The organism is Streptomyces sp. 135 (assembly GCF_020026305.1).
Lineage (GTDB): Bacteria > Actinomycetota > Actinomycetes > Streptomycetales > Streptomycetaceae > Streptomyces.
This window is the reverse complement of the sequence record NZ_CP075691.1, coordinates 147,753-172,297: the sequence shown is the minus strand read 5'-3', so window position 1 is coordinate 172,297 and position 24,545 is coordinate 147,753. Positions and strand designations below refer to the sequence as shown.

The window sequence follows — 24,545 nt, the reverse complement described above, 5'->3', positions numbered from 1 at the left end:
CGCGGATACGGGTGATCGTCTGCCTACCGCTCCCGGCCGGGTTCCCGCGTGGATACCGGGGTGGACTCCCGCGCGGTGATGCGACGGAACACCCACATCATGGCCATGACGATGAGGAGCATGAACACGCACACGGAGGTGGCCGCCACCATCGCGTCCGGATAGCCGGCGCCCGGTGACCGGTCCCCGGCGGTGGTGAAGAACACCGCGCCGACGACGGCGATACCGGCCGAACTCGCGAACTGCTGCGCCGTGGTGAGCGCCCCCGACGCCATGCCCGCCTTCCGCGGCGGCACGTCAAGGAGCGCCGCGCCGATCAGGGAGGGCAGCACGACCCCGTTGCCCAGACCCACCAGGCACAGACAGCCGCAGATCCAGACGACCTCGGTGTCCGCACCGGCCGACCGCACGCGCAGCAGCAGCGCCAGCAGGCCGGCAGCGGTCACCGCCGCGCCCACGATCAGGGCGTTCATACCGAACCGGGCCGTCAGGCGCTTGCCGATCATGGACGTCACCATGTAGCTGAGCCCCATCGGTGTGAAGGCCAGACCCGCCTCCACCGGGCTGAGTGAGAGGCCGCCCTGCAACAGCAGCGTGAGCGTGAAGATGAAGCTGCCGAAGTAGATGTAGAAGGCCGCGCTCGCGATGATTCCGGCGCGGAAGGACGAGCCGTGGAACAGGGTCAGGTCGAGGACCGGTGAGCCGCCCCGTGCGGCCAGGGCCCGCTCCCACCACAGAGCCGGCGCACCCAGGGCCACGCCGCCCGCCATGGACAGCCAGGTCCACGCCGGCCAGCCCGACGAGTGCCCGAGCGCCAGCGGAACCAGGACCAGCGCGAGGGCGACGCTGATGCCGGCCGCGCCCACCGGGTCGATGCCCGTGCGCCGGCCCGTCTCGGCCTTCGGCAGCACACGCGGGGCGAGCAGCGCGACCACGGCGCACACGGGCACGTTCACCAGGAAGATGACACGCCAGCCGAGACCCGCGATATCGGCGTCCAGAAGCAGCCCGCCAAGGAGTTGCCCCGCGATCGAGCCGATGCCGGCCGTCACGCCGTACGAGGCGATGGCCCGGGGCCGCTGCGCCGGAGTGAACGTGGCCGTGATCGTCGCGAGGACCTGAGGGGCCAGCATGGCGGCGGTCAGCCCCTGGAAGAGACGAGCCGCGATGAGCTGCCCCGGACTGGCGGCGATGCCGCACAGCAGTGAGGCGAGACCGAATCCGGCCATGCCGAGCGCGAACAGCCTGCGGTGCCCGTAGAGGTCGCCGAGCCGCCCGCCCGTGATCATGCCGCTGGCGAGGGCGAACGCGTAGCCGCCCACGATGAGTTCGAGTGCCGTGGCCCCGGCGCCGAGGTCGGCCTTCAGGGAGGGGGCCGCCACGTTCACGACGAAGAAGTCGAACTGGGCGATGAACGTGCCCGCCAGCAGGACGGTCAGCACCGCGGCGGCGGACGGGCCGCGGCGGGCCGGGACGTCGGCCTGCTGGGTCTGCGCGGTGGTGGGGGGAGCCGCGTCGGTCATTTCCTACCTCGTTGCATGCGCTGAGCGGTGTTGGGGGCGACGGTGATCCGGGCGGAGCACGTGCGTCGTCCGGCCTCGTCGGTGATGACCACGTCGTACGAGGCCGACGTCGGGCCGAGTGCGAGGGCCGTGGCCACGCCGGTGACGATGCCGCTGCGCACCGGCCGGTGGTGCGTGGCGTTGACGTCGACGCCCAGGGCGATGTGGCCGCCGCCGGCGTGCAGCGCCGCGCCGATCGAACCGAGCGTCTCGGCGAGCACCACGGAGGCACCGCCGTGCAGCATCCCGTACAACTGCTTGTTGCCTGCCACCGGCATGGTGGCGACGAGCCGTTCGGGCGATGCCTCGACGAGCTCGATGCCCATGCGCGCGGCGAGCGTCTCGGGGGCGCCGGGCCGGGTGATCCACGCCGACAGGTCGGCGGACTCGCCCGTCCCGGGGTGGGGGGAGCGGGTCATCGGGCCGTGGCGTCCTTCGTGTCGGCGGCGAACCGGCCGGTGGCCGACGCGGCGTAGGCGTCGAGGTCCGCGTACCGCTCGCGCAGCACGCGCTTGAGGACCTTGCCGGTGGATCCGATGGGGATGTCGGCGGCGTCCCGGGCCAGCTCCAAGAGCGCCAAGGGCGGCTGACCGGCCTCGCGGAGCCCGGCGTTGGCGCGGGCGAGCAGCTCCGCGGGGTCCGCGTCCTTGGGCGCCCTGACCACGGCGACCGGAGCGGGGACGCCGCCCCGGTGGCCCGCGGCGACCGCGCAGTCGGTCACCTCGGGCAGGGCCAGCAGGAGGATCTCCTCCATCAGCACCGAGTAGCCGGGGCCCTCGGGCGTGTGGATCGCGTCCACCGCGCGGTCGATGTGGAAGAAGTCGTCGCCTTCCCGGTAGGCGAGGTCGCCCGACAGCCAGTAACCGGCCAGCTTGCTGCGGTAGTACGTGTCGGCGTCGTTCCAGTAGCCGGGGATGACGGAGTTGCTGCGCAGGGCGAACAGGCCGACCTCGCCGTCGGCGGCCGGGGTGCCGTCCTCGCGCAACACCGCCACCTCACCGGCGGGTACCGGGTTGCCGAGGAAGCGGGGCCGGGGCGGGGTGTCCTGGGTGACGTAGCGGCGCAGCGTGGCCCACCCCAGCTCCGAGGAGCCGAGGCCGTCGCTGAAGACGGAACCCGGCCGGCGTTCGCCGTCCACGAGGTGGTGGCCGTAGCGGATCAGCTTGCGGATGTGGGCGTCGTGCGCCGAGTCCCCGGTGTTCTGCCACTCACGGACCGACGTGAAGTCCTCGGCGTCCAGGTCCATGGCGGCGAGTTCCGAGTACGTCTGGTTGAACGCCAGGATGCGGGTCGGCCGGTGCTCGCGGGCGCCCCGCGCCACCCCCGCCCCGCTCTGGTCGGAGAAGGAGATCAGCGGCAGGCCGCACAGCAGCGAGTAGAAGGTGTACGCGATCGCCGACGAGTGCGACTGCGGCACCGCCGACAGCATCACCGTCGGGTCCTCGGGCACGGACAGACGCCAACCCGGCCCGGCCAGGCTCTGCTTGTGGGCCCAGATGACCGGCTTCGGGTTGCCCGTCGTCCCGGAGGAGTGGCAAAGGAAGACCGGGTCGTCGTCGCCGTGCCGGTACCGCGCCCCCGAGGGCAGCGTCCTGCGGCCCAGGCCGCGCGCGTCGTCGCCGGTGACCGTCCAGCGCAGGCCCGCGAGCTTGCCGTGGCGCCCGTCGAGCAGGGCGAGATGGGCGGCGTCCGTGTACAGGCCGACGGGATCGGTGCGTGCCATCAGACCGAGGGCGAGCTCGGGGTCCATGCGGCCGTTGATGAGCAGGGGGATGGCGCCGAGCCGGGCCAGCGCCGCCAACTGGAGCTGGTCGTCGAAGGAGTCCTCGATGTAGACCGCGACCCGGTCACGGGGGCGCACCCCCCGGTCCCGGTAGAACGACGCCCAGGATTCGGCGAGTTCGTCGAGCTGGCGCACATTGAATTCCGACTGCGGAATCCCGTCGAGGTTCATGACGGGCCGGTCGGCCACCAAGCACGTCAGTTCCGGATGCGGGCTGAGTTCGAGAGCCTTTCGCCACGCGTTCCCACCGCCTACGGACGCGTCTTCGTATATGCGTTGGCGGGCGTCCTGGTCGAGCATGGATTGCGTCGTGAGCGGCATGTTCACCTGGCCTTGATGGGTGGCGGAGCAATGCGCGCCGAGCGGCACGCCACGTCTGTGACGAGGCTAGACGCTGTTCCGTGGGCACCGAAACTACTCGAACGAGTAGGTGAGTCGGCGGAGCGCCTACTTGTTCGTGCGAGGTGCGCGCCCAGGCCGACGGGCTAACTTTTCGGCCACCGGCAGAAAGGGAATCCACCAGTGACCACGCGAAGAGACCTCGCAGGCGAGAAGGTGCGCGAGATCGTGGCAACGGTTCTGGAATTGGAACCGTCCGAAGTGGGCGAAAGCGACCGGTGGGTGGATGAACTCGGTATGACCTCTCTTGAGAAGGTCGAGGCCATCACGCGGGTTCAGGAGAGCTTCCACACCGCGCTGTCGCCGCAGCAGGCCGCGATGATCGGGTCCGTGGCCGACGCGCTCGCCGCACTCACCGCCGCGGGCGGCAGCGCGGCGGCGGATCGCCATACGGACCACGGCACGGTCCCCGGTCCGGAGGCGGCACACGACCTCGTCGAGCGCCTGGTGCGCCACCGGCTCGCCACCGGAAACGGCGACGCGACGGCGTACGTCGACCCGGACGTGGGGCGTCTTTCGTACGCCGAGCTGTACGCCGCTGCCCGCGACTACGCCGGAGACCTGCGCGAGGCCGGCGTCCTGCCCGCCGAGCGCGGCGTGGTGGTGGCCGAGGACTCCGTCGCGACGGTGGTGGCCGTACTCGGCCACTGGTGGCACGGGTCCGTGCCCGTCGTGGTGAGCCCTCTCCTCGACCACCGCGACATCGTCTTCACGGTGGACGACTGCGCAGCCCGCGTGGTGCACGTCGACGGCTCCGACACCCTGCGGGACGCCCTCCACGCGGCCTTGGCGTCGCGGACCCGCTTCGACGGGCAGGACCTGCGCGGCAGACTGACGGCACGTCATGACGCGGCCGAGGAGCGACCCGGTGCCGCCCCGCCCCCCTTCCGGTGGCCCGCGGACGCCGAGGCCCTCGTCCAGTACACCTCGGGAAGTACCGGAAACCCCAAGGGCGTACGGCATTCCGCGGCCGGCCTGGTCGCCATGGTCGAGGGCTTCGGCGGTGAACTGGGCCTGCGCCCCGACGACCTGCTCCTGACCACGGCCCGGCTCTCCTTCGGCTACGGTTTCGGCAACGCGGTGCTGTGCGTTCTCGCGGCCGGGGCCGGCGCGGCCCTGATCCGCGGGGCGGTGGACCCCTACGTGGCGGCCGACGCCCTCAGCACGCACCGGCCCACCGTGTTCTGCTCCGTACCCCGCCTCTACGCGGCGCTGCTGGCGCTGCCCGGCCAGGAGAAGGACGCGTACGACACCGTGCGGCTGTGCACGACCGCGGGGGAGGACTGTCCGCCGCCGCTCACCGAGCGGATCCGGTCGGCGTTCGGTGCCCCGCTCGTGAACTGCTTCGGCGCCACCGAACTCATGCACGTCGCCCTCGTCACGCCGCGGGACCGCACGGTGGAGGGCACACTCGGCCTCCCCGTCCCGGGCGTACGCGCCCGTGTCCTGGACGACGACGGGGCCGAACTGCCCGTCGGGCAGGACGGACGGCTCCACATCGCCGGGGCCACGGTCGCCCTCGGATACGTCAACCGGGCCGACGCCGACCGCACGGCCTTCGCCGACGGCGGCGCCTACACCGGCGACCTGGTGCGGCGCGCCCCGGACGGGTCCTTCACGTACCTGTGCCGGGCGGACGACATCCTCAACATCGGTGGCTACAAAGTCGTACCCGCCGAGATCGAGAACGTGCTGCGCGCCGTCGAGGGCGTCGCGGCCTGCGCGGTCGTCGCCGGCCGGGACGCGGACGGCCTGGAGCAGGCGGTGGCCTGCGTGCAGCCAGCCGACGGCACCGACCCCACGGGGCTGCGCCGCCGGGTGGTCACCGCCGCGCGACGCCACCTGCCCGCCCACAAGCGGCCTTCCCGCGTGGAGCTGTTCAGCCGGCTGCCCACCACCGGCAGCGGCAAGATCGCGGTGCACGCCCTGCGGGGACAGGTGGCCGGCACATGACCTGGGACATCACCGGCCTTGGCGCCGTCAGCAGTGTCGGCGCGGACGCCCGCGCCACGTACGACGCGCTGTGCGCGGGGCGCGACGGCCGCGGGCGGGTCCGCTGCTTCGACCCGGCGGCGTACCGGGCGGGTCACGCGTACGAGATCGACGACCGGGGTGCCGACGGCGACCGGCCGCTGCGCGCCACCGGCTGGCTCCTCACGGCGGTCGAGCAGGCCGTCGCCGACGCCGGGCTCGGCGACGACCTCGGTGACATCCCGGTATTGGTCGGTACCACCTTGCGCGAACAGCGCAGCGTCGAGCTGTGGTGGCGCGGCGGACCCCCTGTGCCGGTCGACGAACTGCACTTCGGGACGGCTCTGCGGCGCCGCTTCGGCGCGACGACGAGTTACACCTTCGCCAACGCCTGCGCCGCGTCCCTGTACGCCCTCGGCATGGCCACCGACATGATCGCCCTGTCGCAGGCCGACACGGTCGTCGTGGCGGGCACCGACTCCATCGCGGAGTCGACCTTCGCCGCCATGGACCGCGCCCAGACACTGGTGCCCGACGCCGCACGGCCCTTCGACCGCGCGCACAAGGGCATGGTCATGGGAGAAGGCGCCGTCGCCGTGGTGCTGACGCGTGCCGGAGCGGGACGGGGGAGTGCCGCGGCGCGGTTGCGGGCGGTCGGCCTCAACTGCGACGCGGGCCACCCGACGGCTCCCGACCCGGCCGGTATCGCGGCAGGTGTCCGGGACGCCCACCGGCGGGCCGGGGTGAGCCCCGACGCCATCGACCTGGTGATGCTGCACGGCACGGGCACCGCCCGCAACGACGAGACCGAGGCGGCGGTCATGTCCGAGTTCTTCGCCGACGCGGACGCGGACAGACCAGGCCCCCTCATGACGGCGATCAAGTCGGGGGTGGGCCACACGCTCGGCGGCTCCGGGCTGCTGAGCCTGGTGATGGCCGTGCTGAGCATGCGGCACGGCACCGTGCCGCCGGTCATCGGACTGAGCGACCCGATCGACGAGGCGGCGGGGCTGCGCCTGGTGCACGGCGCCGGAGCGCCCGCACGGATCGACCTCGCCCAGGTCAACGCGTTCGGATTCGGCGGCATCAACGCCGTAGCGGTGGTGGAGAAGGCGTGAACAACGAACCGACGGCACAGCCGTCCGCCGTGGTGGTGACCGGAGCGGGACTCGCCGTGCCCGGCCTCACCGGCCCGGCAGACCTCCTGTACTCGACCGACGGCGGTGAGCCGTTCGACCCGGAGACCGCCCTCAAGGGCCGCGACCTGCGGCACAAGGACCGCGCGACCCGTCTCGCCCTGCGCGCGGTCGAACCGGCGCTGCGCGACGCCGGGTTGTACGGGCCCGACGGTCCGCGGTTCGACGGCGCGCGCACCGCCGTCGTCGTCAGCTCCAACACCGGCAACCTCGACAGCGTCTGCGCCTACGTCGACACGGCCGCGCGGCACACCTCGCGCGCGCTGAGCGCGACGGGCCTGCCGCAGACCTCCACCAGCGCCATCGCGGGGTGGATCGCCGGCGCCTTCGGCCTGCGCGGCCCCGCGGTGACCCTCAGCAACGGCACGACGAGCGGCCTCGACGCGCTTCAGTGGGGCCGCAACCTGATCGCCGCCGACCGCGCCGACACCGTCGTCGTCACGGGCGTCGAACCGCACAACGACGTGGTGCACAAGCTGTTGGGCGCCCGGGCCGTGGACGGCGCGGCCACCGTCGTACTGGAATCCGCCGCGCACGCGGCCGGGCGCCGCGGCCGGGCACGTGCCGTGTGGCGGGGCCACGACCGCGGCCGCCACCCCGCCGACGTCCTGCACACGGTGCTCGACCCCGGCGCCGGACCGGTCGGCCTGTGGCTGACCGGCTCACCGGAACCCGACCGGGCGCACCTGCCGCCGGACACGCCGGTCGTCGCGCTGCGGCAGACCTTGGGGGAGTGCGGCGGAGCGCTCGGCGTCCTGCAGTGCGCCGCCGCGGTCGCCCACTTCGACGGCGGGGGCGACGGCCTGGTGCTCGCCACCGCCCACGCGGCGGACGCGTCAGCCGCGGTGGCCTTCACGCCGCCCCGTACGGCCGCCTGACTCTCCCCGGCCGTCCCCCACCCCCTTCCCGTCCTTCTCCCGTTCTTTTGAGAGACAAGGAACCACACATGTCCCACAGCACCTCCACCCCCGTCGACCTGGAAGAACTGCGCGCGCTGATGGCCGTCACCTTCGAGCTCGCGCCCGAGGAGATCACGGACGACGCCCACTTCACGCGGGACCTGGGCATGGACTCCCTCATCACCCTGGAGATCGCCACCCGCCTGGAAGACCGCTACGGCGTCGACGTCACCGACGAGGAGCTCAAGAGCATCAGCACCCTGGGCGGCGTGCACGAGCTGGTCCGGCGCAAGCTCGCGGCCGCATGAGCGCGCCGTCCGCCCCCGCCACGGCCCGGCCCGTGGCCCTGGTCACCGGCGGCTCCCGCGGCATCGGACGAGCTGTCGTGGCACGACTCGCCAGGGAAGGCCACGACGTGGCGTTCTGCTACCGCTCGAACGAAGCCGCCGCGAAGGAAGCGGCCGACACGGCGGTCGCGGCCGGAGCCCGCGTGCACCTCGGCGCCGTCGACGTCACCGACCCCGTGCGGGCACGGGAGTTCGTCGCCGAGACGGAACGCGAACTCGGCCCGGTGCACACGGTGGTCAGCGGCGCGGGTATCACCCGGGACCGGCCCCTCGCTCTCATGGAGGACACCGAGTGGCGCGACGTGCTGTCCACCAACCTCGACGGCACCTACGCGATCTGCCGGGCCGCGATCTACCGCATGATGCGCCGGAAGACCGGCAGCGTCATCACGCTGTCCTCCGTCGCCGGCGTGTACGGCAACGCCACCCAGACCAACTACTCCGCGTCGAAGGCCGGAATCATCGGCTTCACCCGGGCCCTCGCCAAGGAGTGCGGCCCCTACGGCGTACGCGCCAACGTCGTCGCCCCCGGCTTCATCGACACCGACATGACCGCGGCGCTGGGGGACACGGCACGCGACCGGCTCAGGGAACGCATACCGCTGGCCCGGTTCGGCGCCCCCGACGACGTCGCCCACCTCGTCGCCTTTCTCGCCTCCGACCGCGCCGCGTACATCACCGGCCAGGTCCTCGGCGTCGACGGCGGACTGGTCGTGTGACCGGCCCTCCCGACCGTCGTACGCCATCAGCTCGCATGGGAGAGACATCAGTGGACAACGCCCTGCTCGACCTCCGGTACAAGGAGGCCCTGCAGCAGCCGCTCTGGGAGGACCCGGCCCAAGTGGCGCGGGTGCGCAGGGAACTCGCCGCGCGCCCCGCCCTCGTACGGGCCGAGGACGTGGCGGCCTTGCGGTCGCGCCTCGCCGAGGTCGCCGCCGGCGAGGCCCATGTGGTCCAGGCCGGTGACTGCGCCGAGGACCCTGACGACTGCACGGCCCGGCACGTCGCACGCAAGTGTGCCGTCCTGGACCTGCTGGCCGGAGCGCTCAAGCTGACCACGGGCCGTCCGGTGATCCGGGTGGGACGACTGGCGGGGCAGTTCGGCAAACCGCGCTCGCAGCCGACCGAGACGGTCGCCGGGCGTGAACTGCCCGTGTACCGGGGCCACATGGTCAACGGCCCCGAGCCCGACCCGGAGAGCCGCCGCCCGGACCCACTGCGGCTGCTCACGGGCTACATGGCCGCCGACGACATCATGGGCCACCTCGGATGGACCGGGACCCGGCGCGCCGCCGGGGCCGAGCCCCGGGTGTGGACCAGCCACGAGGCCCTGCTGCTCGACTACGAACTGCCCATGCTGCGCCGCACCGAGGACGGCGGCCTGCTGCTCGCCTCGACGCACTTCCCGTGGATCGGTGAGCGCACACGCGGCCTGGACGGCGCGCACGTGGCGCTGCTCGCCGAAGTGGTCAACCCGGTGGCCTGCAAAGTAGGCCCGGGCATGACCGCCGACGAGCTGGTCCGCCTGTGCGAGCGCCTCGACCCGCTGCGGGAGCCCGGTCGGCTGACCCTGATCGCCCGCACGGGCGCGGACCGGGCGGCCGACGTCCTGCCGCGCCTGGTCGCCGCCGTCCACGCCCAGGGGCACCCGGCGATCTGGCTCACCGATCCCCTGCACGGCAACACCGTCTCGGCCCCCGACGGGCGCAAGCGGCGCTACACGGACACCGTCCGGCAGGAGATCGAGGCGTTCCAGGCAGCCGTGCGCGCGGCGGGCGGCATCGCCGGTGGACTGCATCTGGAGACCACACCGGACGACGTCCTCGAATGCCTGCCGGGCGGCCCCGCCACGGCCGGCGGGGAGCCGACCGGCGCGTACACCAGCCTCTGCGACCCCCGGCTCAACCCCGCCCAGGCGACCGCCGTCGTGGCGGCGTGGCGGCCCTGAGACACGGAAGGAACACCATGCAGGACAAGACAGCCATCGTCACGGGAGCGGCGGGCGGGATCGGCGGCGCGGTCGCCGCGGCCCTCGCCGGGAGAGGCGTCAGGGTCGCCGCGGTCGACCGCGACGCGCACCGACTCCAGCAGCGGGCCGCCGAGGCGAACGCGGCCGGGCACGCGGTGACGGCGTTCCCCGCCGACGTCACGGACGCCGATGCCGTGCGGACCCTGGTCGACACCGTCGAGCGGACCCTCGGCCCCGTCGACTTCCTCGTCAACGCGGCCGGGGTGCTGCACCTCGGCACGGTCATCGGTTTCGGCGACGAGGAGTGGGCCCGCACGTTCGCGGTGAACACGACCGGCGTCTTCCACCTGTCCCGGGCCGTGGCGGAGCGGATGGTGCCCCGCCGTACGGGAGCGATCGTGACGGTGGCCTCCAACGCGGCCCGCACCCCGCGCGCCGAGATGGCCGCTTACGCCGCGTCCAAGGCGGCGGCCGCCCAGTTCACCAAGTCCCTCGGGGTCGAGCTCGCCCCGTACGGCATCCGCTGCAACGTCGTGGGGCCGGGATCGACCGATACCCCGATGCTCAGCTCGATGTGGCAGGACGCGTCCGGCCGCGAGGCCACCGTCCGGGGCCGCCCCGAGGTGTACCGCCTGGGCATTCCGCTGGGCCGGATCGCCCGGCCCGAGAACATCGCCGACGCCGTGGTGTTCCTGCTGTCCGACGCGGCGGCGCACATCACCCTGCACGACCTGACGGTCGACGGCGGAGCCACCCTCGGCGCCTAGAGCCGACGCGTGCGTGCCCCCGCTCCCGCCCCCTCCGAAAGGACCGCCATGCCTGGCATCCCGCCCATCGCGCCCTACCCGATGCCGACCAGCGGCGACCTGCCCGCCCGCATACCCCGTTGGACGGTCGACCCCGACCGGGCCGTGTTGCTCGTGCACGACATGCAGCGCTACTTCCTGCGGCCGCTGCCCGACGCCCTGCGCGCCGACCTCGTCCGCAACACCGCGGCGCTGCGCGAGCACTGCGCCCGCACCGGCATACCCGTCGCCTACACAGCACAGCCGGGCGGTATGACGCCCGAGGAGCGCGGACTGCTCAACGACTTCTGGGGTCCCGGCATGCACGTCGATCCCGCCGACCGCGAGGTGGTCGAGCCGCTGACCCCGGCCGACGGCGACTGGGTGTTCACCAAGTGGCGCTACAGCGCCTTCTTCAAGTCCGACCTGCTTGAGCGCATGCGTCGGCACGGCCGCGATCAGCTCATCGTGTGCGGCGTGTACGCGCATGTGGGGGTGCTGGCGAGCGCCGTGGAGGCCTACACCCACGACATCGAGACGTTCCTCGTGGCCGACGCCGTCGCCGACTTCGGCGCCGACGAGCACCGCATGGCCCTGGAGTACGCGGCGCGCACCTGCGCCGTCGTCACCACCGCGAAGGAGATCCTCGAATGAGCGGCGTCCCGTCCGCCGACCTGCTCGGGCACGTGCTGTCGGCCGTGCCCGGAGCCTTCGCCCTGCTGCACCGCCCCAAGACGGCGGGGCACGGCGTCGTGGACGTCCTGACGGGCGAGGTGTCCGCACACGCCACCCTGGACGCGCTGCCCCTGCCGCCGGCCGCGCGGAGGACCGGCACCGCTCACCACGAGGTGCTGGCCGTCGTGCCCTTCCGGCAGGTCGCGGAGCGCGGCTTCGACTGCGCCGACGACGGGACGCCGCTGCTCGCGCTGACGGTGCGCGACCAGGCGACGGTGCCGCTCGCGGACGTCCTGGCCCGCGTGCCGGACCACGGGATCCGGATGAGCGGCGGGCACTTCGACGTGTCCGACGACGACTACGCCGACATCGTGAGCCGCGTGATCGCGGACGAGATCGGCACCGGGCAGGGCGCGAACTTCGTCATCAAGCGTTCCTTCGTCGCCGAGATCGCCGACTACGGCGTACCCAGCGCGCTGGCCCTGTTCCGGCGGCTCCTGGCACGGGAGTCGGCGGCGTACTGGACCTTCGTGATCCACACCGGTGAGCGGACCTTCGTCGGCGCCTCGCCGGAGCGGCACGTGAGCCTGCGCGACGGCACCGCCGTGATGAACCCGATCAGCGGCACCTACCGCTATCCGGCCGGCGGCCCGACCCTCTCCGGCGTCCTGGACTTCCTCGCCGACCGCAAGGAGGCCGACGAGCTGTACATGGTCGTGGACGAGGAGCTCAAGATGATGAGCCGGGTCTGCTCCGACCACGTGCGCGTCGTGGGGCCCTACCTGAAGGAGATGTCCCGGCTCGCCCACACCGAGTACCTCATCGAGGGCCGCACGACCCGCGCGCCGCAGGACATCCTCCGCGAGACGCTGTTCGCCCCGACCGTCACCGGCAGCCCGCTGGAGAGCGCCTGCCGCGTCATCGCCAGGTACGAGCCGGTCGGCCGCGGCTACTACAGCGGCGTCGCCGCGCTCATCGGCAGGGACGAGCACGGCGCGCGGACCCTCGACTCGGCCATCCTGATCCGTACCGCCGACATCGACCGCGCCGGGCACCTCTCGATCGGCGTCGGCGCCACCCTCGTACGCCACTCCGATCCGGTGTCCGAAGCGGCCGAGACACGTGCCAAGGCGGCCGGTCTCGTCGCCGCGCTGCGGGACGAGGCACCGACCCGCTTCCAGGACGATCCGCGGGTCCGCTCGGCGCTGCGCCGGCGCAACGACCCGCTCGGCGGGTTCTGGCTGACGGGGCGGCGGGAGCAGGCGGCGCGCGGCGACCGGCTCGCCGGGCGGCGGGTCCTGGTCGTCGACGCCGAGGACACCTTCACGTCGATGATCGAGACGCAGTTGCGGTCGCTCGGCCTGACGGTGGCGGTACGGCGCTTCGACGAGCCGTACGCCTTCGGTGACCACGACCTCGTCGTCATGGGCCCGGGCCCCGGTGATCCGCGCGCGTCGGGTGACCCGAAGATCGCCCACCTGGACGGCGCGATCCGTGAACTCCTCGACACCGGACGGCCGTTCCTCGCGGTCTGCCTCAGCCACCAGGTGCTCAGCCGCGCGCTCGGCCTCGACCTGGTCCGCAGGGACGAGCCCAACCAGGGAGTCCAGCGGGAGATCGACCTCTTCGGCCGCCGCGAGCACGTCGGCTTCTACAACACCTACGCGGCGCGCAGCACGCGCGATGTCATCGACGGGCCGTACGGGGCCCGGGTCGAGGTCAGCCGCGACCGGCACACCGGCGAGGTGCACGCCCTGCGCTCACCGCGCTTCGCGTCGATGCAGTTCCACGCGGAATCCGTGCTCACCCGGCACGGCCCGCACATCGTCGCCACCCTGCTGTCCGGCCTCACGCCGTTCGCCGCGCCGGAGCGCGCCGCCGCCCCCGTACCCGTGACCGTCGCAGCGGGCGGCGGCACCGAGCAAGGATCTGTAAGGACATGAGCGGAATACTCAGCGGAAAGAACATCCTGGTCACCGGGGTGCTCACGGAGAAGTCGATCGCCTTCCACGCCGCGCGGCTCGCCCAGCGGGAGGGCGCGCGGGTCGTGCTGACCGCGTTCGGACGGCGCCGCCTCGTCGAACTCATCGCCGCACGGCTGCCCGAGCCCGCCCCCGTCGTCGACCTGGACGTGCAGAACACCCAGCACCTGGACACGCTCGCCGACCGGGTCGCCGAGCACCTCGGCGACGACGCGGCCCTCGACGGGGTCGTGCACTCCATCGCGTTCGCGCCGCAGGACGCCCTCGGCGGCAACTTCCTGCACACCGGCTGGGGATCGGTCGCCACGTCCCTCGAAGTGTCCGCGTACTCGCTGAAAGCGCTGACCGTCGCCGTGCTGCCGCTGCTGGAACGGCGCGGGGGAGCGGTCGTCGCGATGGACTTCGACGCCCAGCAGGCCTGGCCCCACTACGACTGGATGGGCGTCAGCAAGGCGGCTCTTGAGGCCACCAACCGCTACCTGGCACGGTACCTGGGGGACCGGGGCATCCGCTGCAACCTCGTCTCGGCGGGCCCGATCCGGTCCATGGCAGCCAAGTCCATCCCGGGCTTCAGGGAGTTGGCCGACGCCAGCACCTCGCGCGCGGCGCTGGGCTGGGACCTGGAGGACCCCGAACCCGCGGCCCGCGGTGTGGTGGCCCTCCTGTCGGACTGGTTCCCCAAGACCACCGGCGAGATCGTCCACGTGGACGGCGGTACGCACATGGTGGGGGCATGAGACCCGAGGTCCGGCGCCGCACGCGCCGGACCTGCGTGGGGGAGGGAGCGGGCTCAGCCGAGCAGCGGGGCCAGCCGCTCCACCCCCTTGGCGATCACCACGGGGTCGTGGGCGGCGAAGGACATGCGCAGGGTCGCCCGGTCGCCCTCGCCCGCGAAGAACGGCGCTCCCGGTACGAACGCCACGTCGTGCTCCACCGCCCGCTGCAGCAGTTCCACCGCGTCGTACCCGTCCGGCAGCCGCACCCAGACGAACATCCCGCCGTCGGGGCGGCTGCACGAACTCCCTGCCGGCAGCACCGCGTCCAGCGCGTCGAGGAGCGCGGCGCAGCGCTCCGCGTACGCCGTCCGGCAGCGGGCGAGATGCGCGTCCAGGTCGCGGACGGCCAGGTAGCGGGCGGCGGCCGCCTGGTCGACGGCCGACGTGTGCAGGTCCAGGGACTGCTTAACCACGGCACAGGCGCGACGCACCTCGGCCGGGGCGTGCAGCCAGCCCAGGCGCATGCCGGGGGCGAGGATCTTGGAGAAGCTGCCGAGCAGCACGGTGCGGTCGGCGGCGTCCGGCAACTGCGCGATCCACGGCAGGTGTTCGCCCCGAAAGCGCAGCTCGCCGTACGGATCGTCCTCGACGATCCACAACCCGTGCCGCGCCGCGAGCCGGGCCAGAGCCGCGCGGCGGTCTGCCGGGAGCGTGTGTCCGGTGGGGTTCTGGAAGGTGGGTACCAGGTAGATCGCCTTGGGGCGGTGCTCGGCCACGAGCCGCGGCAGCGCGTCCACGTCGATGCCGTCGGCGTCCGTCGGCACCGGCACGGCCCTGACTCCCGCTCGCAGGAAGCACTGGAGGGCCGCCAGGTAGGTGGGGTCCTCCACCAGGACCGTGTCACCAGGGCCCAGAAGGACGCTCGTCAGCAGGGACAGCGCCTGCTGGGATCCTGTGGTGACGAGCAGGCGGTCCGGGGCGGTCGTGAGTCCGCCGCGGGCCAGGCGGGCGGCGACGGCCTCCCGCAACCCCGGGTCGCCCTCGGTGAGGGAGTACTGCAGTGCCCGATGGGGGCTGTGGGACAGGACGTGGTCATAGGCCGCGCGTATCCCGTCCGTATCGATGAGCTCCGAGGCCGGCAGGCCACCGGCGAACGAGATCACCTCGGGGCGGGCCGTCAGCGCCAGTGCCTCGCGGATGACCGAACTCCCGGCCGCGGCGCCGCGGAGGGCCAGGGCGGGGGGCGGGACCGTGTCGCTCATGAGAATTCTGCTCCGTAATCGATGAGTGGAATGCGCGAACCCTTGGATAATCCCTTGGATGACCCTTGGACAAGCGCGGCAGAGGTAAAAGTAGGACTTGACCTCCGAAAGAGTCAACGGGTAATTTGAAAAAGCCGGTTCGGTCGCCCTTGGCTCAGTTCGGGAATGTTGTGGACCACGGCCTTCAGCTCTGATCGCAGAGCGTTCTCACCTTTTCCAGTCGAGTACTGGTAATCCGATGGAGATTTCTGTGCAACCCAGTGAAGTGCGCCCTGACGCGCCCCGTACCGTGCGGGAGTGCCTGCTGGAGGTATGGCGAGACGTGCTCGGGTTCGACAGGATCGACGAGCGTGACAGCTTCTTCGACCTGGGTGGGGATTCACTTCTCGCGACCCGCATATGCGGGCGGATGCGGGAACTCACCGGTATTTCGGTGGCGGCGCGCGAGATATTCCTCAACCCTACGTTCGGTGAACTCGTCGAAGCGGTGGAGTCAGGAAAGCACGCCGTCGAGGCAAGCGGTGACGAACAGGTGCGGGAAAGCGGCGACGCCCATGTCCTTTCCGCAAACGAGGAACAGATGTGGTTCCTGCACCGGCTGACCCCTGAGGACCCCGTCTACAACGGCTACCGGACCATACGGGTCCAGGGCCCCCTCGACCTCGACGCGCTGGAGGCGGCGCTCACCGACGTCCACGCCCGGCACGACATCCTGCGCACCACCTACCTCGACCGGGGCGGCCGCCCGACGCCCGTCGTCCACGACGCGAACGCGGTCCGCGTCCGCCGCGTCGACCTGTCCGGCCTGCCGGCGACAGAGCGGGAACGCGCACTCGACCGCCGCGTGCGGCAGGAGGCGGCCCGCCCGTTCACGCTCGCCGAACTCCCGCTGGAGCGCTGGAGCGCCTACACGCTCGGCCCCGAGGAACACGTGCTCGCGGTCGTCGCCCACCACATCATCCACGACAGCCTGTCGTTCTCCGTGGTCGTCCGCGAGACCGAGGAGCTGTACAACGCCCGCGTGGAGAACCGGCCCGCGCGCCTGGCCCCTCCGCCGCTCCAGTACCGCGACTACGCCCGCGCCCAGCAGCGGCGAGCCCTCTCCCCGCAGGCGCGCGCCGAACTCGACTACTGGCAGCGGCAGTTGTCCGGAACACCGGGCATCCTCAACCTGCCCACCGACCGGCTCCGCCCCCCGGTGCACAGCACCCGCGGCGGCCGAGTGATCCGGGACCTGTCACCGGAACTCCTCGACCAATGCGCCCGCCTGGGACGTGACGCGTCCGTCTCCACCTTCATGGTGCTGTACGCCGCCCTCGCCGCGACCCTGCACCGCTACAGCGGCGACACCGACATCTGCGTCGGCACGCCCATGGCGAACCGCTCGGGCCGCGGCGAGGAGGGTCTGGTCGGCATGGTGATGAACACCGTGGCGCTGCGGGCGACGCTCGACGCCGACACCCCCTTCGCCACGCTGCTGCGCCAGGCCAGGGAGTGCGTCCTGGACGCCGCCGCGCACCAGGGATGCCCGCTGCCGACCGTCGTCGACGCGCTCGACGTGCCTCGTACCCCGGCCCATCCGCCGCTGTTCCAAAGCATGATCACCGTGCACGACCACGCCGAGCAGGGCGCCCGGTTCGGCACGGCGGTGGCCACCGTCGCGGAGCCCTACAACGGCACGGCGAAGACCGACCTGAGCCTGATCCTCGTACCGCCCGCCAGGGACGGGGCGCGGACCGCCACCGCATCCCTCGTCTGGGAGTACAACGCCGACCTGTTCGAGGCGAGCACCGTCGACGGCATCGCCACGTCCTTCGAGGAACTGCTCACCCACGCGCTCCAGGCCCCGGACACGCCGGTCGGCGCGCTGCGCCTGGCCGACGACGCGCACGTCGCCGAGCTGTTGCGCGCCCTCGACGGCGGCGCCTCGCGCGACGCCGCCCCGGTGCACCGGCGCGTCATGGACCAGGCCCGCCGTACGCCCGACCGGGTCGCCCTCGTGGACCGCGCCCGTCGCCTCACCTATGGCGAACTCGCGGAAGCCGCCGCCGGGTTGGCTCGGGTCCTGCGTGACCGCGGGGCCGGTCGCGGGGAGGTGGTCGCGGTCTGCCTGCCCACCGGCATCGACCTCGTCGTCGCCGAACTCGCGGTCCTGCTGGCCGGCTCCGCGTTCCTCCCCATCGACCCGGAGCACCCCGCGGTCAGGGCGAGCGCGATGGCCGAGGACGCCGGAGCCCTCGCGGTGATCACCACCGAGGAACCGCGCGGCCGCTTCGACGGGCTGCCGTGTGTGTCACCCGACGCCACCACGGCCGCTGCCGGTACGGCGGAGGGGCAGGACATCGGCGCCGACGACCTCGCGTACATCATGTACACCTCGGGCTCGACCGGCCTGCCCAAGGGCGTGCGCGTGCCGCACCGGGCGCTCGGCAACCTCGTGTCCTGGTACGTGGACACCTACGGCCTCACCCCCGACGACCGCGCGAGCTGCGTCTTCTCACCGGGCTTCGACGCCACCCAGCTGGAGATCTGGCCGACCCTCGTGGCCGGCGGCGCCCTGCACTTCCCGGACCGCGCCACACTGCTGCTCCCGGCCGACTACCAACGGTGGCTCGCCGAGCACGAGATGACGCTCACCACGCTCCCGGTCGCCCTGGCCACCCCGCTGCTCGGCCTCCCGTGGAGCGGTGACACCACGCTCCGGCTGATGGTCACCGGCGGCGAGCGCCTGACCGTACGCCCGCGGCCGGGCCTTCCCTTCCGGCTCCTCAACGTCTACGGCCCGACCGAGACCACCGTGCTCGCCACCATCGGCACGGTGGCCCCGCAGGGCACGGCCCACGGTGCCCCGACCATCGGACGCCCCGCCGCAGGAGTCCGCGTCCAGCTGCTCGACGCCGCGCTGCGCCCGGTGCCCGTCGGCTGCGTGGCGGAGCTGTACATCGGCGGCGCGGGTGTGGCCGACGGCTACCTCGGCCTGCCCGAGGCGACCGAGGAACGCTTCCTGCCCGACCCGTTCACGGACAGACCCGGTGCGCGCATGTACCGCACGGGCGACCTGGCTCGCCTCCGCCCCGACGGGGAGATCGAGTTCATCGGCCGCGTGGACGAACAGGTGAAACTGCGCGGCCACCGCATCGAGCCCGGCGAGATCGCGGCCGCCCTGCGCCGTCACGAGCAGATCCGCGACGCCCACGTCCTGGTGCGCCAGGCGGCGTCGGGACCCCAGCTCGTCGCCCGTCCACGACACCCGCGTACATGGTGCCGAGCTCCGTCGTCCCGCTGGCCGAACTGCCCCTCACCCTCAACGGCAAGGTCGACGTCCGCGGGCTGCCCGGGAACGCGCGCCCATGGCCCGCCCGACATCGCCGCCATCTGGTGCGACGTGCTCGGCCTCGCGCACGTCGACCCGCACGACACCTTCTTCGACCTGGGCGGCCACTCGCTGCTGCTCACCCAGGTGCACCACCGCCTGGCGGCCGACCTCGGCATCGACGTACCGCTGATGACGCTCTTCGAGTTCACCACGGTCTCCTCGCTCGCCGCGCACCTGGGCGCACCCCCGCCCGCGCCGCGGGAGCGGCAGCCCGACCCGGAGCGCACCCGGGCCGCGGCCGACGAACCCATCGCCGTCGTCGGCATGGCGGGCCGCTTCCCCGGCGCCCCCGACATCGCCACGTTCTGGCGGAACCTGCGCGACGGCGTCGAGTCCATCACGCAGCTCGGGCCGGTGGAGGAGGGCGGCGAAGGCCTCACCGCCTTCGGGCTGCTGGAGGGCGCCGCCGAGTTCGACGCCGCGTTCTTCGGCTACTCCCCGCGGGAGGCCCTCCTGATCGACCCGCAGCAGCGCGTCTTCCTGGAGGTGGCGCACACCGCCCTGGAGGACGCCGGGCACGTGCCGAGCCCGGACGGGCCGAGCGTCGGCGTCTTCGCGGGCGGCAGCATGACCACGTACTACTCCGTGCTGCAGTCGCAGCGGGACCGGCTCCCCTTCGCCGACGACTGGGAGTTCCGGCTGGCCGCGGGCGCCGATCACCTCACCACCCGTGCCGCCCACAAGCTGGGCCTGTCGGGGCCCGCGGTCACCGTGGCGACGGCCTGCTCCACCTCGCTGACCGCCATTCACCTGGCGGCGCAGGCCCTGAAGAACGGGGACTGCGACGTGGCCCTGGCCGGGGGAGCGGGCATCCGGCTGCCGCTGCTGCCCGTCCGGTACACCGAAGGCGGCCCGTTCGCCCGGGAGGGGCACGTGCGGTCGTTCGACGCCGACGCGTCCGGCATCGTGGGCGGCAGCGCCGCCGCCGTCGTCGTACTCAAGCGGCTCTCCGACGCCGTCGCCGCCGGCGACCACATCCACGCCGTGCTGCGCGGCTCCGCCGTCAACAACGACGCGGGCGCGAAGGTCGGCTTCACCGCACCGAGCATCGAGGGCCAGGCCAAGGTCATCCGGGCCGCCCACAAAGCCGCCGACGTCGACCCCTCGTCGATCGGCTACGTGGAGACCCACGGCACCGGCACCCCGCTCGGCGACCCCATCGAAGTCGCCGCCCTCAACCGGGCGTTCGGCACCGGCCGGACCCAGAGCCCCTGCTACATCGGCTCGGTCAAGACGAACATCGGACACACCGACGCGGCCGCGGGCGTGGTCGGCTTCATCAAGGCCGTCCTCACCGTGGAACACGGAGAGATCGCACCCAGCCTGAACTACGAACGCCCCAACCCCCAGATCGACTTCGCCGGCGGCCCCTTCGAGGTCAACACCCGGCTGCGTCCCTGGCACCGTACCGAAGGACCGCGCCGCGCCGCTGTCACCGCTCTCGGCATCGGCGGCACGAACGCGCACGCCGTCCTGGAGCAACCGCCCGCCCGCGGCACCGCGCCGAGTGCCCGTACACCGCACCTGATCCCGCTGTCCGCCAAGTCCGAGCGGGACCTCGACGAACTCACCCGAGCCACCGCCCACCGGCTCGCCGAAACCCCGGACGTGCGCCTCGACGACATCGCGCTCACTTTGCAGCAGGGCCGCAGGGAACACCCGTACCGTCGCTTCCTCGTGGCCGAGGACACCCTCGACGCGGCACGCACCCTGGCGGACACCACCGCGCGACGCCTGGTGACCTCCACCGGCACCCCCGCCGAGCGTCCGGTCGCGTTCATGTTCCCCGGCCAGGGCGGCCAGCACGTCGGCATGGCCCGCGACCTGTACCGGCAGCAGCCCGCGTTCAGGCACCACCTGGACGAGGCGTGCGACGCCGCTCTCGACGGCCTCGGGCTCGACCTGCGCGCTCTGCTCTTTCCCCGTGAGGACGACGCGCGGGCGCTCGCCGAGGCACGGCGCCGGATCAACACCATCACGGTCGCCCAGCCGGTCGTGTTCGCGGTCGAGTACGCCCTGGCACGCCTGTGGCGGCACTGGGGGATCGAACCCTCCGCCGTGGTCGGACACAGCCTCGGCGCCTACGCCGCCGCCTGCGTCGCGGGGGTCTTCCCGCTCGCCGACGGCATACGGCTGGTCGCCAGGCGCGGCCAGTTGCTCCAGACCGTGGAGGCGGGCGCGATGCTCGCCGTCAAGCGGCCCGAGGAGGAGGTGGCGCCGCTGCTGCCCGACTCGGTGACCGTCGGCGCGGTCAACGGCCCCGGCCAGGTGACCGTCTCCGGGCCGGAGGCAGACATCGACCTGCTGGCCACCCAACTGGCCGACAAGCAGATCGACTTCCGCAAGCTGCGGATCTCCGGTGCCGGGCACTCCCCGCTCGTCGAACCGATCCTGGAGGAGTTCCACCGGACCGTCGCCTCCGTCGAGCTGCGCGACCCCGAGATACCGTTCGTCTCGGACACGACCGGCACCTGGGTGCGGCCCGGAGAGCTGACCGACCCCGCCTACTGGACCGCACACATGCGCCGGGCCGTCCGCTTCGGCGACGCCCTGTCCACGCTCCTCGCCGAGCCGGACCGGATCCTGGTCGAGACCGGCCCCGGCATGACCCTCACCACGCTGACCCGCCAGCACCCCGACCTCACGCGGCGGCACCTCGTCACCCAGTCGCAGCCGCACCCCACCGACCCCACGTCGAGCCACGCCGTCGCTCTCGACGCCCTGGGCAGGCTCTGGCTGGCGGGCGCCCGCGTCGACTGGAGCGCGGTCCAGGCGCGGCGTCCCGGACGCCGCAGGGCCAAGCTCCCCGGGCACCCGCTGCACCGGCAGCACTACCTGGTCGAACCGGTGCGGGAAGCCGGCCGCGGAGCGGGACTGCCGATGCCGCCCGAGTGGATGGGGCGCGGCGGCGCCACGGAAGCCGGCCCCGCGGCCCCGAGGACGGCCGCCGCCTCGTCACCGACCGAGCAGGACATCGCGGGCGTCTTCCGGGACCTCCTGGGAGTCGACGAAGCCGACCCCACCGACAACCTGTTCGACCTCGGTGGTGACTCAATCGTCGCGGCCAGGCTCGCCGCCTGGCTCCGGGACACGTATGCCGTCCCGCTGGAGACCAAGGAGATCTTCACCAACGCGACCGTGGCCGCCCTGGCCGCGTTGGTCGACGAGCGCACGACAACAGCACCACAGGAGAACCCCCGATGAACCTCACCACCTCACCCTGGCTGGTGCGCCGCCGCAAACGGCCCGAAGCGCCACTGCGCCTGTACTGCTTCCCGCACAGCGGCGGCTCGCCCGGCGAATACGTGCGCTGGTCCGACGCGCTGGACGACGTGGAGGTCTGGGGCATCCAGGCACCCGGCCGCGGGTCCCGCGTCACCGAGCAACCGGCCACCTCCGTCCAGGAGTTCGTCGACGGGCTCTTGGACACGACCGAGTTCACGGCCCCGTTCGTCTTCTTCGGGCACAGCCTCGGCGGACTCACCGCGTTCGAGACGGCCCGCGCCCTGCGCGCCGCGGGCAGGCCGATGCCCGAGCACCTCGTCCTGTCCGCCTACCCCGCACCCCACCTCGACCACCCGCGCACCCCGCTGCACACCCTCGGGGACGACGAACTCCTCGACGCCGTCGACCGGCGCTACGGAGGACTGCCCGAGGCCCTGCGGGACGACCCCGAACTCGTACGCCTGGTACTGCCCGCCTACCGCGCAGACTTCACGATCTTCGAGACGTACCGGCACGAGACCCAGCGGCCCCTCGACGTCCCGATCACCGTGCTCGGCGGGAGCGACGACATCGCCACGCCCCTGCTGCCCGAGTGGCGAAGGCACACCACCGCACGGTTCGAGCTGCGGCTCCTGCCCGGTGGTCACTTCTACCTCCGTGACCGGCCGGAGGAGTTCATGCACGAACTACGGAGAACGATATGCCCCTGAACATCCTGCGGGACATGATCCACGGCACGCTTCCCTGGGACCGGCTGTGCGCCCTGCCCGAGGCGTCCGACGCGGACCGGCGCTCGGCCGACCAGGCGGTGGCCGCACTCCAGGAGATCCTCGACGAGCACGTGGACCCGCGCGCCGTCGACGCGGGCCGCCCCCTGGACGACGCTCTGGTGCGCGCCCTCGCCGACGCCGGATTCCTGGCCATGCTCCTGCCCCGCGAGGACGGCGGCCTCGGCCTGTCCGAGTACGGCGCGTTCCGGGTCTACGAGACGGCCGCCGCCCACAGCCCGGCGGTGAGCATGATGCTGGCGGGCCACAACTCGCTGGGCCCCAGCACCTATCTGCCCACGCTGCCCGAGGGGCCCCTGCGGGACCTGCTGGCCCGGCACCTCGCCGAGGGCTCGCTGTCCGCCATCGCCAGCACGGAGCCGGAGGGTGCCGCCAACACCGGCCGCACCGCGGTCGCCCGCCGCAGCGCGGACGGCACCGGCCATCTGCTCAGCGGCGACAAGGTGTTCATCACCAACGGCTCACGGGCCCGGCTGCTCGCCGTCACCGCCACCATCGAGGAGAACGGGCAGGTCGGCCTGTTCTTCGTCGAGGCGCCCGCGCCCGGCTTCGAGGTGGTCGCCGAGCACGAGTTCATGGGGCTGCACGGCGCGCCCACCGCCCACATTCGGATGACCGACGTCTTCGTGCCGGACGGCCACATGGTCTCGGCGCACGAACAGTGGCGCACCGCCTCGCCCTTCGCCGAACTGCACACGCTCGCCCGCGTCTACCTGATCAGCGCACCGTCCATGGCCCTCGCCCGGCGCAGCCTCGCCTGGGCCCGCGACTGGGTCGCCACGCGCCGCGTCGACGGCAAGGAACTCGGATCCTACGAAGCCGTGCAGTGCATGATCGCCGCATCGACTGCCGACGTGTACGCGATGGACAGCGCGGTGCGCTGGGCGCTCGCCCGGCAGGGCACCGAGGCCCCGCTGTGGGAACGTGACGCGCTGAAGAACATCACGTCGATGGGGGCCTGGCGGGTCACCGACCGCACGGTCTCCCTGCTCGGCGCGCAGGGCTACGAGAGCGCCCGCGGCAAGGCGGCCCGCGGCGTGCCGGACCTGCCCGCCGAACAGGCCCAGCGCGACGTGCGCGGCCTGCGCATCGGCGGCGGCGTCGACTTCAACCTCGACCGGGTCCTGGCGGCCCGGCTGCTCGCCACGTACTACCGCGGCGAGCAGCCGGGCGCGACCGGGCCCGTCACGCCCGTCACGCCCGGCGCCACGGCCCTGTCGGCCGCCAACCAGGGCCACCTCGCACAGGTCGAGCGCGACGTGCGCCGCCTCGCCGACGCCTGCCGTGCCCTCACCGCCACACTGCCGCCCGCCGAGCTCCTCGCCCGCCAAGAGACGCTGATCACCGTCAACCGGATCGTCACCGAGCTGTTCAGCCAGGCGGTCGTGCTGGCCCGCACCGCGCACACCGCGTCGGCCGACACGGCGGCACCGCTGGCCCAGGACCTCGCCGACGTCCACTGCGACGCCTCCCAGGAGCGCCTGGCAGGGCTGTGGGACCGGCTCGCACGCGACGTACCGGCCGCATATCCGCGCCTGGCGCAGGCCTGGATGGACGGCGAGAGCGCCGGCCTGCTCCACATCTGACGCCTCCCTCTCCACACACGAAGG

Annotated in this window: 17 protein-coding genes; 13 read left to right on the top strand and 4 right to left on the bottom strand. The window is 72.8% G+C overall.

Annotated elements, in window-relative coordinates; all coding sequences use genetic code 11:
• Positions 1-23: 23 nt before the first annotated feature.
• Genes KKZ08_RS00850 through KKZ08_RS00840 form a run of 3 tightly spaced genes read right to left on the bottom strand, consistent with a single transcriptional unit; the run spans position 24 to position 3,516 of the window.
• Positions 24-1,523 (bottom strand): MFS transporter, encoded by a 1,500-nt coding sequence (locus tag KKZ08_RS00850; RefSeq protein WP_223772565.1) that lies wholly within the window; start codon positions 1,521-1,523, stop codon positions 24-26.
• The gene (locus KKZ08_RS00845; protein ID WP_223772564.1) at positions 1,520-1,981 is read right to left on the bottom strand and encodes a hotdog fold thioesterase; all 462 of its coding nucleotides are present in this window, start codon (positions 1,979-1,981) and stop codon (positions 1,520-1,522) included. The genes KKZ08_RS00850 and KKZ08_RS00845 overlap by 4 nt, the downstream gene beginning before the upstream one ends.
• The gene (locus tag KKZ08_RS00840; protein ID WP_223772563.1) at positions 1,978-3,516 is read right to left on the bottom strand and encodes a long-chain fatty acid--CoA ligase; all 1,539 of its coding nucleotides are present in this window, start codon (positions 3,514-3,516) and stop codon (positions 1,978-1,980) included. The genes KKZ08_RS00845 and KKZ08_RS00840 overlap by 4 nt, the downstream gene beginning before the upstream one ends.
• A gap of 351 nt (positions 3,517-3,867) precedes the next feature.
• Here KKZ08_RS00840 and KKZ08_RS00835 point away from each other — a divergent pair, with 351 nt between their 5' ends.
• The 10 genes from KKZ08_RS00835 (at position 3,868) to fabI (ending at position 14,305) form a co-directional block, all read left to right on the top strand.
• Positions 3,868-5,697, top strand: coding sequence for an AMP-binding protein (locus KKZ08_RS00835; protein ID WP_223772562.1), 1,830 nt, complete (start codon positions 3,868-3,870; stop codon positions 5,695-5,697).
• On the top strand, positions 5,694-6,833 hold the full coding sequence (locus tag KKZ08_RS00830; protein ID WP_223772561.1) for a beta-ketoacyl synthase N-terminal-like domain-containing protein: 1,140 nt from the start codon (positions 5,694-5,696) through the stop codon (positions 6,831-6,833). The genes KKZ08_RS00835 and KKZ08_RS00830 overlap by 4 nt, the downstream gene beginning before the upstream one ends.
• Positions 6,830-7,789, top strand: coding sequence for a beta-ketoacyl synthase N-terminal-like domain-containing protein (locus KKZ08_RS00825; RefSeq protein ID WP_223772560.1), 960 nt, complete (start codon positions 6,830-6,832; stop codon positions 7,787-7,789). The genes KKZ08_RS00830 and KKZ08_RS00825 overlap by 4 nt, the downstream gene beginning before the upstream one ends.
• Before the next feature lie 68 nt (positions 7,790-7,857).
• A complete protein-coding gene (locus tag KKZ08_RS00820; protein WP_223772559.1) occupies positions 7,858-8,118 on the top strand; it encodes an acyl carrier protein in 261 nt (86 codons plus the stop codon).
• Positions 8,115-8,876: a 3-oxoacyl-[acyl-carrier-protein] reductase gene (gene fabG / locus KKZ08_RS00815; RefSeq protein ID WP_223772558.1), complete on the top strand. Its 762-nt coding sequence runs from the start codon at positions 8,115-8,117 to the stop codon at positions 8,874-8,876. The genes KKZ08_RS00820 and fabG overlap by 4 nt, the downstream gene beginning before the upstream one ends.
• A gap of 50 nt (positions 8,877-8,926) precedes the next feature.
• Positions 8,927-10,105 carry a 3-deoxy-7-phosphoheptulonate synthase gene (locus KKZ08_RS00810; protein WP_223778864.1) on the top strand — a complete coding sequence of 393 codons (1,179 nt, stop codon included), beginning with the start codon at positions 8,927-8,929 and terminating at the stop codon, positions 10,103-10,105.
• Positions 10,106-10,122: 17 nt separating this feature from the next.
• Positions 10,123-10,893, top strand: coding sequence for a 2,3-dihydro-2,3-dihydroxybenzoate dehydrogenase (locus KKZ08_RS00805; RefSeq protein ID WP_223772557.1), 771 nt, complete (start codon positions 10,123-10,125; stop codon positions 10,891-10,893).
• A gap of 48 nt (positions 10,894-10,941) precedes the next feature.
• A complete protein-coding gene (locus KKZ08_RS00800; RefSeq protein WP_223772556.1) occupies positions 10,942-11,565 on the top strand; it encodes an isochorismatase family protein in 624 nt (207 codons plus the stop codon).
• Positions 11,562-13,529, top strand: coding sequence for an anthranilate synthase family protein (locus KKZ08_RS00795; protein WP_223772555.1), 1,968 nt, complete (start codon positions 11,562-11,564; stop codon positions 13,527-13,529). The genes KKZ08_RS00800 and KKZ08_RS00795 overlap by 4 nt, the downstream gene beginning before the upstream one ends.
• Positions 13,526-14,305 (top strand): enoyl-ACP reductase FabI, encoded by a 780-nt coding sequence (gene fabI / locus KKZ08_RS00790; RefSeq protein ID WP_223772554.1) that lies wholly within the window; start codon positions 13,526-13,528, stop codon positions 14,303-14,305. Before KKZ08_RS00795 ends, fabI begins: the two co-directional genes overlap by 4 nt.
• A gap of 53 nt (positions 14,306-14,358) precedes the next feature.
• Here fabI and KKZ08_RS00785 read toward each other — a convergent pair whose 3' ends face one another.
• Entirely contained in the window at positions 14,359-15,546 is a 1,188-nt protein-coding gene (locus KKZ08_RS00785) for a PLP-dependent aminotransferase family protein (protein ID WP_223772553.1), read from the bottom strand.
• Between the two features lie 250 nt (positions 15,547-15,796).
• On the opposite strand from KKZ08_RS00785, the gene KKZ08_RS00780 reads away from it, so the two are divergent.
• The 3 genes from KKZ08_RS00780 to KKZ08_RS00770 are packed head-to-tail and all read left to right on the top strand — an operon-like array spanning position 15,797 to position 24,521.
• A complete protein-coding gene (locus tag KKZ08_RS00780) occupies positions 15,797-22,126 on the top strand; it encodes a non-ribosomal peptide synthetase/type I polyketide synthase (protein WP_223772552.1) in 6,330 nt (2,109 codons plus the stop codon).
• Positions 22,123-22,857, top strand: coding sequence for an alpha/beta fold hydrolase (locus KKZ08_RS00775; RefSeq protein WP_223772551.1), 735 nt, complete (start codon positions 22,123-22,125; stop codon positions 22,855-22,857). Before KKZ08_RS00780 ends, KKZ08_RS00775 begins: the two co-directional genes overlap by 4 nt.
• The gene (locus KKZ08_RS00770; RefSeq protein ID WP_223772550.1) at positions 22,848-24,521 is read left to right on the top strand and encodes an acyl-CoA dehydrogenase family protein; all 1,674 of its coding nucleotides are present in this window, start codon (positions 22,848-22,850) and stop codon (positions 24,519-24,521) included. The genes KKZ08_RS00775 and KKZ08_RS00770 overlap by 10 nt, the downstream gene beginning before the upstream one ends.
• Positions 24,522-24,545 lie beyond the last annotated feature (24 nt).

Coding starts and splice junctions, on each gene's coding strand:
- KKZ08_RS00840 (WP_223772563.1), bottom strand. CDS start 3,516: ATGAACCTCGACGGGATTCCGCAGTCGGAATTCAATGTGCGCCAGCTC.
- KKZ08_RS00820 (WP_223772559.1), top strand. CDS start 7,858: ATGTCCCACAGCACCTCCACCCCCGTCGACCTGGAAGAACTGCGCGCG.
- KKZ08_RS00805 (WP_223772557.1), top strand. CDS start 10,123: ATGCAGGACAAGACAGCCATCGTCACGGGAGCGGCGGGCGGGATCGGC.
- KKZ08_RS00850 (WP_223772565.1), bottom strand. CDS start 1,523: ATGACCGACGCGGCTCCCCCCACCACCGCGCAGACCCAGCAGGCCGAC.
- KKZ08_RS00770 (WP_223772550.1), top strand. CDS start 22,848: ATGCCCCTGAACATCCTGCGGGACATGATCCACGGCACGCTTCCCTGG.
- fabI (WP_223772554.1), top strand. CDS start 13,526: ATGAGCGGAATACTCAGCGGAAAGAACATCCTGGTCACCGGGGTGCTC.
- fabG (WP_223772558.1), top strand. CDS start 8,115: ATGAGCGCGCCGTCCGCCCCCGCCACGGCCCGGCCCGTGGCCCTGGTC.
- KKZ08_RS00800 (WP_223772556.1), top strand. CDS start 10,942: ATGCCTGGCATCCCGCCCATCGCGCCCTACCCGATGCCGACCAGCGGC.
- KKZ08_RS00830 (WP_223772561.1), top strand. CDS start 5,694: ATGACCTGGGACATCACCGGCCTTGGCGCCGTCAGCAGTGTCGGCGCG.
- KKZ08_RS00845 (WP_223772564.1), bottom strand. CDS start 1,981: ATGACCCGCTCCCCCCACCCCGGGACGGGCGAGTCCGCCGACCTGTCG.
- KKZ08_RS00785 (WP_223772553.1), bottom strand. CDS start 15,546: ATGAGCGACACGGTCCCGCCCCCCGCCCTGGCCCTCCGCGGCGCCGCG.
- KKZ08_RS00795 (WP_223772555.1), top strand. CDS start 11,562: ATGAGCGGCGTCCCGTCCGCCGACCTGCTCGGGCACGTGCTGTCGGCC.
- KKZ08_RS00775 (WP_223772551.1), top strand. CDS start 22,123: ATGAACCTCACCACCTCACCCTGGCTGGTGCGCCGCCGCAAACGGCCC.